Below are 12,445 nucleotides of genomic sequence, written 5' to 3' on the forward strand. Positions count from 1 at the left end.
AGCCGACCGCACGCGGGTGAACCGGCGGTGACGCGCGGGTGTCGCCACCGTGAACGCGCCCGAGGCCCCGGGGCTGGTAGTGTGGACGATGCAAGACAGAGACATCCTTTAAATCCGTCCGAGAGGCGGGGAAGGAGGTCGGTTCCGTGGCGCGTATCGTGCTGCAGCAGGCTGACATCACCCGGGCGTTGACTCGCATCTCCCACGAGATCCTGGAGTCCAACCGTGGAGCGGCCGATCTCGTGGTGCTGGGCATCCCCACCCGCGGATCGATCCTGGCCGACCGCATCGCGCGGCAGATCGCCGAGATCGAGTCGGGGGTCGACCCGGCGGCGCTCGTGGGCTCGCTCGACATCACGATGTACCGCGACGACCTCGCCCACCACCCGGTGCGCACCCCCGCGCCCACCCAGGTTCCGCGCGGCGGCATCGACGGCAAGACCGTGGTACTCGTCGACGACGTGCTCTACTCCGGGCGCACCATCCGGGCCGCCCTCGACGCCCTCGGCGACATCGGCCGGCCGCGCGCCGTGCGGCTCGCGGCGCTCATCGACCGGGGCCATCGTGAGCTGCCCATCCGGGCCGACTTCGTGGGCAAGAACCTGCCCACCTCCAGGGAGGAGCGCATCAACGTGCGACTGAGCGAGATCGACGGCGTCGAAGAGGTGAGCATCGAAGGATGAGGCACCTGCTCTCCACGAAAGACCTCACCCGCGACGAGGCCGTGCGCATCCTCGACCTCGCCGAGGACATGGCGGCGGTGCAGACGCGCGAGGTGAAGAAGCTCCCGGCGCTCCGCGGCAGGACGGTGGTGAACCTCTTCTTCGAGGACAGCACGCGCACCCGCATCTCGTTCGAGGCGGCCGCGAAGCGGCTCTCGGCCGACGTCATCAACTTCGCCGCCAAGGGCTCCAGCGTCTCCAAGGGCGAGAGCCTCAAAGACACCGCGCAGACCCTCGCGGCGATGGGTGCTGACGGGGTCGTCATCCGGCACTCCGCCTCGGGCGCCCCTCAGGTGCTCGCGCAGAGCGACTGGATCGACGCCGGGGTGGTGAACGCCGGAGACGGCACGCACGAACACCCCACCCAGGCTCTGCTCGACGCGTTCACCATGCGGCGTCGTCTGCACGGAGCGGCCAGCCGCGGCAAGGCCCTCGACGGTGTGAAGGTCGTCATCGTCGGCGACATCCTGCACTCCCGCGTGGCCCGGTCGAACCTGTGGCTGCTGCGCACCCTCGGCGCCGAGGTCACCTTCGTCGCCCCCGCCACCCTCGTGCCGGTGGGCGTGGGCTCGTGGCCGGTCGAGGTGGAGTTCGACCTCGACGCGGCCCTCGCGCGCATCCGCCCCGACGTGCTCATGATGCTCCGCATCCAGAGCGAGCGGATGAACGCGGCCTTCTTCCCCTCCGCCCGCGAGTACGCACGGGAATGGGGCCTCGACGACGAGAGGCTGGTGGCGCTCGGCCCGGATAGCATGGTGATGCATCCCGGACCGATGAACCGCGGCCTGGAGATCTCCGCCGGTGCCGCCGACTCACCGCAGTCGACCGTGCTCGAACAGGTCGCCAACGGGGTGTCCATCCGGATGGCAGTGCTCTACCTCCTGCTCTCCGGCGAACGAGAGGCCCTGAGTTGAGCGCGAACACTCACCTGCTGAAGGGGGCGACCCTCCCCGACGGAACCGTCGCCGACATCCTGCTGGAGGCCGGGCGGATCGTCTCGACCGAGCCGCGCACGGCTGCACCCGCCGGCGCCGTCGTGGTCGACGCCGCCGGCCTGGTGGCACTGCCCGGACTGGTCGACCTGCACACCCACCTGCGCGAGCCCGGCTTCGAGCAGAGCGAGACCGTGCTCACCGGCACGCGCGCCGCCGCAGCCGGTGGCTTCACAGCGGTCTTCGCCATGGCGAACACCCTCCCCGTCGCCGACACGGCCGGTGTGGTGGAACAGGTGCAGGCACTCGGCCGCGACGCGGGCTACGCCACGGTGCGGCCGATCGGTGCCGTGACGGTCGGGCTCGCGGGGGAGCGGCTCAGCGAGATCGGTGCGATGGCGCACTCGCGGGCCGCCGTGCGGGTGTTCTCCGACGACGGCAAGTGCGTGCACGACTCGCTGCTCATGCGCCGCGCGCTGGAGTACGTGAAGACCTTCGACGGCGTGATCGCCCAGCACGCGCAAGACCCGCGCCTCACCGAGAACGCCCAGATGAACGAGGGCGCGCTCTCATCGGAGCTCGGCCTCAAGGGCTGGCCGGCGGTGGCTGAGGAGTCGATCATCGCCCGCGACGTGCTGCTCGCCGAGCACGTGGGCGCCCGCCTGCACATCTGCCATCTCTCCACGGCCGGCTCGGTCGACGTGGTGCGCTGGGCGAAGGCCCGCGGCATCGCGGTGACGGCCGAGGCCACCCCCCACCACCTGCTCCTCACCGAAGAGCTCGTACGCAGCTACGACGCCCGCTACAAGGTGAACCCGCCGCTCCGCCGCGACGAAGACGTGCTCGCGCTCCGCGAGGGCGTGGCCGACGGCACCATCGATATCATCGCCACCGACCACGCCCCGCACCCGCGCGAGAGCAAGGAGTGCGAGTGGGATGCGGCGTCGTTCGGCATGGTCGGGCTCGAGTCGGCCCTCCCCGTGGTGCAGACGGCCCTCGTCGACACCGGGCTGGTGGGATGGGCCGACGTCGCCCGGCTGCTCTCGCAGAAGCCCGCCGAGATCGGGCGCCTGAACGACCACAGCCACGCCTTCGAGCCGGGTTCGCCGGCCAACGTCGTGCTCGTCGACCCGGCCTCGTCGAGCGTCTTCGGCCTCGACCGTCTGCACGGCCGCAGCGGCAACACGCCCTACGAGGGCGTGACCCTCTCGGGCAGCGTGCGCTGGACCTTCCACGAGGGCTTCGCCACCCTCCGCGACGGAGAACTGGCGCCCGTCGGCGAAGCGGCGGTGCGGTGATGGAACGACTGGTCCCCGGCATCCTCGTGACGCTGCTCGCCCTGGTGCTGCTCGGCCTGATGCTGTGGGCCTGGCGCGGGCGGCGCCGCCGGCAGGCGGCGTTCTCGGCGCCCGCGGTGGAGGCCGCGACGACCGGCCGGGGCGCCGAGCTCGCCCGCGCATCCGTTCTCTACGTCGCCACCACGAAGGCCGACGAGCCCCTCGAGCGCCTCACCATCCCCGGCCTGGCGTTCCGCGGCCGGGGCGAGCTGGCGGTGTGGGAGCAGGGCGTCTCGCTCACCATCCCCGGCGAGCCCGAGACTTACATCCCGCGTGCATCCCTGCGCTCCGTGGGCACCTCCACCTGGGCCATCGACCGCGTGGTCGAGACCGGTGGACTGGTGCGCCTGGACTGGACCTACCCCTCCACCGACGGCCCGGCCGAGGTGGAGAGCTACGTGCGCGCCCTCGAACTCGGCGATGCGCGGCGTCTCATCGACGCCGCGACCTCGCTCGTCCCGCAACAGGAAGGAACCTCGTCGTGATCTCTACCGAACCCGCCGTTCTCGTGCTGGAGGACGGACGACGCTACGAGGGGCGCGCCTACGGCGCCCGCGGCCGCACCCTCGGCGAGGCCGTCTTCGCCACCGGCATGACCGGCTACCAGGAGACCCTCACCGACCCGAGCTACGCCGGTCAGATCGTGATGCAGACCGCACCGCACATCGGCAACACCGGCGTGAACGACACCGACAAGGAGTCGTCGAAGATCTGGGTGGCCGGCTACGTGGTGCGCGACCCCTCCCGGGTGGTGTCGAACTTCCGCGCCCAGCGCTCGCTCGACGACGACCTGCAGACCGACGGGGTGGTGGGAATCTCGGGCATCGACACCCGCGCGCTCACCCGTCACCTGTGCAGCCTCGGCGCCATGCGGGCCGGCATCTTCTCGGGTGCCGAGTACGAGCTCAACGCGGTCGAGCAGCTCAACGCCGTGCGCGGCGGGGCGGAGATGGCGGGGCAGAAGCTCTCCACCGTCGTCTCCACGAAGGAGCGCTACCAGGTGCCCGCCGTGGGCGAGCGCATCGGCTCGGTGGCCGTGCTCGACCTCGGCGTGAAGACCTCCACCCTCAACTACCTCGCCGAGCGCGGCTTCGACGTGGAGGTGCTGCCCGAGTCGATCACGGCCGAAGAGGTGCGCGACCTCGCACCGGACGCCCTGTTCTACAGCAACGGCCCCGGCGACCCGGAGGCATCCGAGACCCACGTCGCCCTGCTGCAGGAGCTGTTGCGCGGCGGGCTGCCCTACTTCGGCATCTGCTTCGGCAACCAGCTGCTCGGCCGTGCGCTCGGCTTCGGCACCTACAAGCTGCCCTTCGGCCACCGCGGCATCAACCAGCCCGTGCTCGACCGCACCACCGGCCGGGTAGAGATCACCAGTCAGAACCACGGTTTCGCGGTGGACGCCCCGCGCGAGGGCGTGGTGGACTCGCCCGCCGGCTTCGGTCGCGTCGAGGTGAGCCACGTGAGCCTCAACGACGACGTCGTGGAGGGTATCCGCTGCCTCGACCTCGACGCCTTCTCGGTGCAGTACCACCCCGAGGCCGCCGCCGGCCCGCACGACTCCATGTACCTGTTCGACCGGTTCCGCGACATGATCCTCGCGACGAAGACCCCCGCGCTCTCCGAAGGAGACAACCAGTAATGCCCAAGAGAGACGACATCCAGAGCGTTCTCGTCATCGGCTCCGGCCCGATCGTCATCGGCCAGGCCTGCGAGTTCGACTACTCCGGCACCCAGGCCTGCCGCGTGCTCCGCGAGGAGGGCGTGCGCGTCATCCTGGTGAACTCCAACCCGGCCACCATCATGACCGACCCCGACTTCGCCGACGCCACCTATGTCGAGCCCATCACCTGGCAGGTGATCGAGTCGATCATCGCCAAGGAGAAGCCGGATGCGATCCTGCCGACCCTGGGCGGCCAGACCGCGCTCAACGCGGCCATCCAGCTCGACGAGCACGGCATCCTCGAGAAGTACGGCGTGGAGCTCATCGGCGCGAACCTCGAGGCCATCAACAAGGGCGAGGACCGCCAGATCTTCAAGCAGCTGGTGATCGACGCCGGCGCCGACGTGGCCCGCTCCTACATCGCGCACACGGTCGAGGAGGCCGTCGGCTACGCCGAAGACCTCGGCTATCCGCTCGTGGTGCGGCCCTCGTTCACCATGGGCGGTCTCGGTTCGGGCTTCGCCTACGACGAGACCGAGCTCCGCCGCATCGTCGGCGACGGCCTCCACCAGAGCCCCACCACCGAGGTGCTCCTCGAGGAGTCGATACTCGGCTGGAAGGAGTACGAGCTCGAGCTCATGCGCGACACCGCCGACAACACGGTGGTCGTCTGCTCCATCGAGAACGTCGACCCGGTCGGCGTGCACACGGGCGACTCCATCACCGTGGCGCCCGCGCTCACCCTCACCGACCGCGAGTACCAGCGGCTGCGCGACATCGGCATCGACATCATCCGCGCCGTGGGCGTCGACACCGGCGGCTGCAACATCCAGTTCGCGGTCGACCCGTCGAACGGGCGCATCATCGTGATCGAGATGAACCCGCGTGTGTCGCGCTCGAGCGCCCTGGCCTCGAAGGCCACCGGGTTCCCGATCGCCAAGATCGCGGCGAAGCTCGCCATCGGCTACCGGCTCGACGAGATCCCCAACGACATCACCAAGGTCACCCCCGCCTCGTTCGAGCCCACGCTCGACTACGTGGTGGTGAAGGTGCCGCGCTTCGCGTTCGAGAAGTTCCCGGCCGCCGACCCCACGCTCACCACCACCATGAAGTCGGTGGGCGAGGCGATGGCCATCGGCCGCAACTACTCGCAGGCGCTGCAGAAGGCGCTGCGCTCGCTCGAGAAGCGCGGCTCGTCGTTCCACTGGGAGCCGCTGTCGGCCTCGAAGGACGAGCTGCTCGCCATCGCCTCGGTGCCCACCGACGGCCGCATCGTGACCGTGCAGCAGGCGCTTCGCGCCGGGGCGAGCATCGAGGAGGTCTTCGAGGCCACCAAGATCGACCCCTGGTTCATCGACCAGATCGTGCTCATCAACGAGGTGGCCGAGGCCATCCGCGCCTCCGAGAACGCCGACCACGCCATGTTCACCCTGGCCAAGCAGCACGGGTTCTCGGATGCGCAGATCGCGTCGCTGCGCGGGTTCGGTGAGAAGGACGTGCGCGAGGTGCGCCACATCCTCGGCATCCGCCCGGTCTACAAGACGGTCGACACCTGTGCAGGCGAGTTCCCCGCGCTCACGCCCTACCACTACTCCAGCTACGACCTCGAGACCGAGGTGGAGCCCTCCGACCGCCGCAAGGTCGTCATCCTGGGCTCGGGCCCGAACCGCATCGGCCAGGGCGTCGAGTTCGACTACTCCTGCGTGCACGCGTCGTTCGCGCTCTCGGCCGCCGGGTTCGAAACCATCATGATCAACTGCAACCCCGAGACGGTCTCCACCGACTACGACACGAGCGACCGGCTCTACTTCGAGCCGCTCACCCTCGAAGACGTGCTCGAGGTCATCCACGCCGAGTCGCAGTCCGGCGAGCTCGTGGGCGTGGTCGTACAGCTCGGCGGTCAGACCGCCCTCGGTCTCGCCAAGGGCCTCGAGGAGGCCGGCGTGCCGATCCTCGGCACCACCCCGAGCGCCATCGACCTCGCCGAGGAGCGCGGCCTGTTCGCCGGCATCCTGGAGTCGGCCGGCATCCTGGCGCCGAAGAACGGCACCGCGCTCGACTTCGAGTCGGCCGTGAGCGTGGCCGAGGAGATCGGCTACCCGGTGCTCGTGCGCCCCTCGTACGTGCTCGGCGGCCGCGGCATGGAGATCGTTTACGACACGCCGTCGCTGGCCGACTACTTCGAGCGCATCGCGGGCCAGGGCATGGTCGGCGCGGGCAACCCGCTGCTGGTCGACCGCTTCCTCGACGACGCGATCGAGATCGACGTCGACGCCCTCTACGACGGGGAGCGACTCTACGTCGGCGGCATCATGGAGCACCTCGAGGAGGCCGGGGTACACTCGGGCGACTCCAGCTGCTCGCTGCCCCCGGTCACGCTCGGCCGTCAGCAGATCGACGCCGTGCGCGAGGCCACGCTCTCGATCGCCCGCGGCATCGGCGTGCAGGGACTGCTCAACGTGCAGTTCGCCATCGGCGCCGGCATCCTCTACGTGCTCGAGGCCAACCCGCGGGCCTCCCGCACCGTGCCGTTCGTGTCGAAGGCCCTGGGCATCCCGCTCGCCAAGGCCGCGTCGCGCATCATGGTGGGCTCCACGATCGACGAGCTGGTCGAGGAGGGGCTGCTGCCCGCGCAGGACGGCTCCGTCGTGCCGCTCGACTCCCCGGTCGCCGTGAAGGAGGCCGTGCTGCCGTTCAAGCGCTTCCGCACCAAGGAGGGCCTCGTGGTCGACTCGGTGCTCGGCCCCGAGATGCGCTCCACCGGTGAGGTGATGGGCATCGACCGCGACTTCCCCCGGGCGTTCGCGAAGAGCCAGGATGCGGCCTACGGCGGCATGCCCACCTCGGGCACCGTGTTCGTGTCGGTCTCCGACCGCGACAAGCGCGCGATCGTGCTGCCGGTGCTGCGGCTGCAGCAGCTCGGCTTCGAGGTGCTCGCCACCGAGGGCACGGCCGAGGTGCTCAACCGCAACGGCATCCACGCCCGTATCGTGGCGAAGTACACGGCGGGCAAGGAGACCGGGAGCGAGTCGATCGTCGACCTCATCAACGACGGCAAGGTCGACATCGTGGTGAACACCCCGTCGGGGCGTTCGGCCCGGGTCGACGGCTACGAGATCCGCGCCGCGGCGGTGGCGGCCGACAAGCCGCTGTTCACCACGATCGCCCAGCTCGGCGCCGCGGTGGCCTCGTTCGAGGCGCTCACCGAGGGCTTCGAGGTGACCTCGTTGCAGGAGTACGCCCTCGCCCGGAGCGCGCGCGGATGACCGACGGTCAGACCCCGGCAGCGCCGTTCGGTGCGCGACTCGACTCCGTGTTCGGGTCGCGCGGGCACCTGTGCGTCGGGGTCGACCCGCACCCCTACCTGCTGGAGCAGTGGGGGCTGCCGGCGAACGCCTCCGGTGTGCGGTCGTTCGGGCTGACCGTGGTCGAGGCCGTCGCCGCCTCGGGCCGCGTGGGCATCGTGAAGCCGCAGGTGGCGTTCTTCGAGAGCTACGGATCCTCGGGGTTCGCCGCGCTCGAAGAGGTGCTTTCCGCGGCGCGGGCGGCCGGCCTGCTGGTGATCGGCGACGCGAAGCGCGGCGACATCGGGTCGACCAACGACGGCTATGCGGCCGCGTGGCTCACACCCGGTTCGCCGCTCGAGGTGGATGCGCTGACGGTCACCGCCTACACCGGCGTGGGCGCTCTCGACGGCATCGTCGCCGCGGCGACCGCGGCGGGCAAGGGGCTGTTCGTGCTGAGCGCCACCTCCAACCCGGAGTCGCGTGCGCTGCAGACGGCGCGCACGCCGGAGGGTTCGACGGTGTCGCGGCTCGTGGCCGAGGAGGTGGCCGCGCACAACGCCGACCGCACGAGGCTCGGCGACTTCGGTCTTGTGCTGGGCGCCACCAAGCGGCTCGACGACTACGGGTTCACGCCCGAAGCCCTGCGCGCACTGTCGACCACCCCGGTGCTCGCCCCGGGCTTCGGGTTCCAGGGGGCCGAGTTCACGAGCATCCCGCACGTGTTCGGGCCGCTCGCGCCCGACGTGGTGGTGAGCGTGTCGCGCTCGGTGCTGCAACACGGCGCAACGGGCCTCGCGGGCGCCCTGGAACGCGACTCCGCCGCCCTGGCGGAGGTGATCGCGTGAACCCGCCCGAGGTCGACCGGGTCGCCGCCTCCCGGGCCGCCGTCGCTGCCCGGCGGGCCCGCGCGGCGGTGAAGCACGCCGTGAACGAGCGGCGGCTGAGCGCGGTGACCGTGCTGCACACCGCTCTGGCCAGTTCCGAGAGCATCGAGGCCACCCTCCGCGTGCGCGACCTGCTCCTCAGCATCCCCGGCCTCGGCCCCGTGCGGGTCGATCGGGTGATGCAGCGTCTGGAGATCTCGCCCTCGAAGCGGCTCGCGGGCCTTGGGGTGCACCAGCAGGAGCGCCTGCAGGAGTACCTGGAGCATCGCGCCCCCACGATCGACGAGTCCGCGCTGAGCCGCCTCGTGGTGCTCGCCGGCCCCACCGCCGTGGGCAAGGGCACCGTCTCCACGTTCATCCGCGAGAACCACCCCGAGGTGTGCCTTTCGGTCTCGGCCACCACGAGGGCACCGCGCCCGGGCGAGGTGGACGGCGTGAGCTACTACTTCCTCGACGACGCCGAGTTCGACCGGATGATCGCCGACGGAGAGTTCCTCGAGTGGGCCGTGGTGCACAACAAGTCGCGCTACGGCACCCCCCGGCCGCCGATCGACCGCGCCCTCGCCGAGGGCAAGAGCGTGCTGCTCGAGATCGACATCCAGGGCGCCCGCCAGGTGAAAGAGGCGATGCCCGAGGCCACACTGGTGTTCCTGCTGCCGCCCAGCTGGGACGAACTGGTGCGCCGCCTCATCGGCCGCGGCACCGAATCGGCCGAGGAGCAGGAGCGCCGGCTGAGCACCGCGCGGGTCGAGCTGGCGGCCCAGAGCGAGTTCGATCACCGGGTCGTGAACAGCGATGTCGAGGCCGCCGCGCGAGAGGTCGTAGAATTGATGCGGATTCAGAAGGCGATCGACCTTCACGGCAAGGAGTAAGAACACATGGCCACCAACAAGCTCGGCATCATCGACCCGCCCATCGACGACCTCCTCGCGAAGGTCGACTCGAAGTACGCACTGGTCATCTTCGCCTCGAAGCGCGCCCGCCAGATCAACGACTACTACGCCGACCTGCACGAGGGCTCGCTGTTCGACAACGTCGGCCCGCTGGTCGACTCCACCATCGACGACAAGCCGCTCTCCGTCGCGATGCACGAGATCAACGAGGACAAGCTCGAGATCCGCCCCAACGCACCCGTCGAGTAACCGGCGCCGCCGCACGTGAACATCGTCGTCGGCATCACGGGCGGCATCGCCGCCTACAAGGCGGTCGGAGTGGTGCGCGGCCTCGTGCTCGCCGGTCACGACGTGCACGTCGTGGCCACCGAGGCGGCACTGAAGTTCGTCGGTCGCCCCACTCTGGAGGCGATCTCGCGCAACACGGTGCACACCGAGCTCTACGAGGGCGTCGCCGAGGTGCGGCACGTGGCCATCGGCCAGGCCGCCGACCTCGTGGTGATCGCGCCCGCCACCGCCAACACGCTGGCGAAGCTCGCCGCGGGCATCGCCGACGATCTGCTCGGCAACACGGTGCTCGCCACGAAGGCCCCGCTCGTCGTGGCGCCGGCGATGCACACCGAGATGTGGCAGAACGCGGCCACCGTCGCGAACGTCGCGACACTCCGCGCGCGCGGAGTGCACCTCGTGGGTCCCGTGAGCGGTCAGCTCACCGGAAAGGACTCCGGGGCAGGGCGGATGGCCGAGCCCGAGCAGATCGTGGCGGAGGCGCTGGCCGTCGTCACGGGTGCTGCTCCGGTGCCGGGGGAGACCCGCCTCGAGGGTCGCACGGTGCTCGTCACCGCGGGCGGCACGCGCGAGCCGCTCGACCCCGTGCGTTACATCGGCAACCGCTCGAGCGGCCGTCAGGGTGTGGCCCTGGCCGAGGCCGCACGCGACCGTGGCGCATCCGTCACCCTCGTGGCCGCGCACCTCGAGGTGCCCGTGCCCACCGGGGTCGAGGTCGTGCGCGCCGAGACGGCCGCCGAGCTGCTCGCCGTCGTCACCGACCTGTCACCGCGGCACGACCTCACCATCATGGCGGCCGCGGTCTCCGACTACCGGCCGGTGGCCGTGTCCGACGCCAAGATCAAGAAGGCGAACACGGGGGAGCGGCTCACGCTCGAGCTCGTGCAGAACCCCGACATCCTCGCGAGCATCTCCGCCGAACCCCGGCACGGACGTCTGATCGTGGGGTTCGCCGCCGAGACCGCGGGCGACGACGCCGAGCTGCTCGCGCTCGGCCGCGCGAAGGTGGCCCGCAAGGGCTGCGACTTCCTCGTGCTGAACGCCGTGGGGTGGAACGCCGGGTTCGTCTCGGAGCGCAACACGGTGGTCGTGCTCGACGGCGCAGGGGATAGAGTTCTCGAGGCCTCCGGCACCAAGATGTCGGTGGCCGATGACATCCTCGGGGTGTTCGCCGCAGCCCTCGCCGCTTCCCCCTCCGCACCTTCTGGAGCCGCATGACCTCCCTCCGCCTGTTCACCTCCGAGTCCGTCACCGAGGGGCACCCCGACAAGATCTGCGACCAGATCTCCGACAGCATCCTCGACGCGCTGCTGGCCGTCGACCCGCGCGCCCGCGTGGCGGTCGAGACGCTCGTGACCACCGGGCTGGTGCACGTCGCGGGCGAGGTGAGCACCGAGGGCTACGTCGAGATCCCGGCGATCGTGCGTGAGAAGATCACGTCGATCGGGTACACCTCCTCCGACGTGTGGTTCGACGGCCGCTCCTGCGGCGTGTCGGTGTCGATCGGCGGTCAGTCGCCCGACATCGCACAGGGCGTCGACAACGCCTTCGAGACCCGTGAGGGCAGCTCCACCGACGAGATCGATCGTCAGGGCGCCGGCGACCAGGGCATCATGTTCGGCTACGCCACCACCGAGACCCCGCAGCTCATGCCGCTGCCGATCTGGCTGGCGCACCGACTCTCGCAGCGCCTCGCCGAGGTGCGCAAGGAGGGCGTGCTCGACTACCTGCGCCCCGACGGCAAGACCCAGGTCACCGTCGGCTACGAGGGCGTCGTGCCGCGCACGGTCGACACCGTGGTGCTCTCCACGCAGCACGCACCTAGCGTCGGCCTCGACGAACTGCGCGCCGAGGTCGAGGAGACGGTCATCCGTCCCGTGCTCGAGGCGGCCGAGGCCGAAGGCCTCTCGCTGTCGTCGCAGGCGGCGCGCATTCTCATCAACCCCACCGGCCGGTTCGAGATCGGCGGGCCGCAGGGCGACGCCGGGCTCACCGGCCGCAAGATCATCGTCGACACCTACGGCGGCGCCTCGCGGCACGGCGGTGGGGCGTTCAGCGGCAAAGACCCGTCGAAGGTCGACCGCTCCGGCGCCTACGCGATGCGCTGGGTGGCCAAGAACGCGGTGGCGGCCGGGCTCGCCGAGCGCCTCGAGGTGCAGGTGGCGTACGCCATCGGCAAGGCGGCTCCCGTGGGGTTCTACGTGGAGAGCTTCGGCACCGGGGTGGTCTCCGACGAGGTCATCACGGCGGCGCTGCAGGAGGTGTTCGACCTGCGCCCCGCCGCCATCATCGAGCAGCTCGACCTGCTGCGGCCCATCTACGCGCAGACGGCGAGCTACGGGCACTTCGGCCGCGAGCTGCCCGACTTCACCTGGGAGCGCCTCGACCGTGTCGACGAGCTCCGGGCGGCCGCAGGGCTCTGACCGTGGCGGGCGAGCG

The 12,445-nt window shown here is 70.5% G+C and carries 11 protein-coding genes; all 11 read left to right on the forward strand.

The window, feature by feature from the left end:
* The first annotated feature begins 146 nt into the window (after positions 1 to 146).
* Genes pyrR through metK form a run of 11 tightly spaced genes read left to right on the forward strand, consistent with a single transcriptional unit; the run spans position 147 to position 12,429 of the window.
* Entirely contained in the window at positions 147 to 683 is a 537-nt protein-coding gene (gene pyrR, locus N1031_RS02480; RefSeq protein WP_259477991.1) for a bifunctional pyr operon transcriptional regulator/uracil phosphoribosyltransferase PyrR, read from the forward strand.
* Entirely contained in the window at positions 680 to 1,636 is a 957-nt protein-coding gene (locus tag N1031_RS02485) for an aspartate carbamoyltransferase catalytic subunit (protein WP_259477992.1), read from the forward strand. The genes pyrR and N1031_RS02485 overlap by 4 nt, the downstream gene beginning before the upstream one ends.
* Entirely contained in the window at positions 1,633 to 2,952 is a 1,320-nt protein-coding gene (locus N1031_RS02490; RefSeq protein ID WP_259477993.1) for a dihydroorotase, read from the forward strand. The genes N1031_RS02485 and N1031_RS02490 overlap by 4 nt, the downstream gene beginning before the upstream one ends.
* The gene (locus N1031_RS02495; protein ID WP_259477994.1) at positions 2,952 to 3,476 is read left to right on the forward strand and encodes a PH-like domain-containing protein; all 525 of its coding nucleotides are present in this window, start codon (positions 2,952 to 2,954) and stop codon (positions 3,474 to 3,476) included. The genes N1031_RS02490 and N1031_RS02495 overlap by 1 nt, the downstream gene beginning before the upstream one ends.
* Positions 3,473 to 4,633, forward strand: a complete 1,161-nt coding sequence (gene carA, locus N1031_RS02500; protein WP_259477995.1) for a glutamine-hydrolyzing carbamoyl-phosphate synthase small subunit — start codon at positions 3,473 to 3,475, stop codon at positions 4,631 to 4,633. The genes N1031_RS02495 and carA overlap by 4 nt, the downstream gene beginning before the upstream one ends.
* Complete coding sequence (gene carB / locus N1031_RS02505; RefSeq protein WP_259477996.1) at positions 4,633 to 7,920, forward strand: carbamoyl-phosphate synthase large subunit; 3,288 nt, start codon at positions 4,633 to 4,635, stop codon at positions 7,918 to 7,920. Before carA ends, carB begins: the two co-directional genes overlap by 1 nt.
* On the forward strand, positions 7,917 to 8,786 hold the full coding sequence (gene pyrF / locus N1031_RS02510) for an orotidine-5'-phosphate decarboxylase (RefSeq protein WP_259477997.1): 870 nt from the start codon (positions 7,917 to 7,919) through the stop codon (positions 8,784 to 8,786). The genes carB and pyrF overlap by 4 nt, the downstream gene beginning before the upstream one ends.
* Positions 8,783 to 9,697: a guanylate kinase gene (gmk, locus tag N1031_RS02515; RefSeq protein ID WP_259477998.1), complete on the forward strand. Its 915-nt coding sequence runs from the start codon at positions 8,783 to 8,785 to the stop codon at positions 9,695 to 9,697. Before pyrF ends, gmk begins: the two co-directional genes overlap by 4 nt.
* Before the next feature lie 6 nt (positions 9,698 to 9,703).
* Positions 9,704 to 9,967: a DNA-directed RNA polymerase subunit omega gene (gene rpoZ, locus N1031_RS02520; protein ID WP_259477999.1), complete on the forward strand. Its 264-nt coding sequence runs from the start codon at positions 9,704 to 9,706 to the stop codon at positions 9,965 to 9,967.
* A 15-nt stretch (positions 9,968 to 9,982) separates the two neighbouring features.
* Positions 9,983 to 11,224: a bifunctional phosphopantothenoylcysteine decarboxylase/phosphopantothenate--cysteine ligase CoaBC gene (gene coaBC / locus N1031_RS02525; protein ID WP_259478000.1), complete on the forward strand. Its 1,242-nt coding sequence runs from the start codon at positions 9,983 to 9,985 to the stop codon at positions 11,222 to 11,224.
* Entirely contained in the window at positions 11,221 to 12,429 is a 1,209-nt protein-coding gene (metK, locus tag N1031_RS02530) for a methionine adenosyltransferase (RefSeq protein ID WP_259478001.1), read from the forward strand. The genes coaBC and metK overlap by 4 nt, the downstream gene beginning before the upstream one ends.
* Positions 12,430 to 12,445 lie beyond the last annotated feature (16 nt).

This window comes from Herbiconiux moechotypicola (assembly GCF_024979255.1).
GTDB classification, from domain to species: domain Bacteria; phylum Actinomycetota; class Actinomycetes; order Actinomycetales; family Microbacteriaceae; genus Herbiconiux; species Herbiconiux moechotypicola.

What these genes read in the sequence shown, in the direction of transcription:
- N1031_RS02485 (WP_259477992.1), top strand. Translation starts at nt 680, where the DNA reads ATGAGGCACCTGCTCTCCACGAAAGACCTCACCCGCGACGAGGCCGTG.
- N1031_RS02495 (WP_259477994.1), top strand. Translation starts at nt 2,952, where the DNA reads ATGGAACGACTGGTCCCCGGCATCCTCGTGACGCTGCTCGCCCTGGTG.
- carB (WP_259477996.1), top strand. Translation starts at nt 4,633, where the DNA reads ATGCCCAAGAGAGACGACATCCAGAGCGTTCTCGTCATCGGCTCCGGC.
- pyrF (WP_259477997.1), top strand. Translation starts at nt 7,917, where the DNA reads ATGACCGACGGTCAGACCCCGGCAGCGCCGTTCGGTGCGCGACTCGAC.
- rpoZ (WP_259477999.1), top strand. Translation starts at nt 9,704, where the DNA reads ATGGCCACCAACAAGCTCGGCATCATCGACCCGCCCATCGACGACCTC.
- metK (WP_259478001.1), top strand. Translation starts at nt 11,221, where the DNA reads ATGACCTCCCTCCGCCTGTTCACCTCCGAGTCCGTCACCGAGGGGCAC.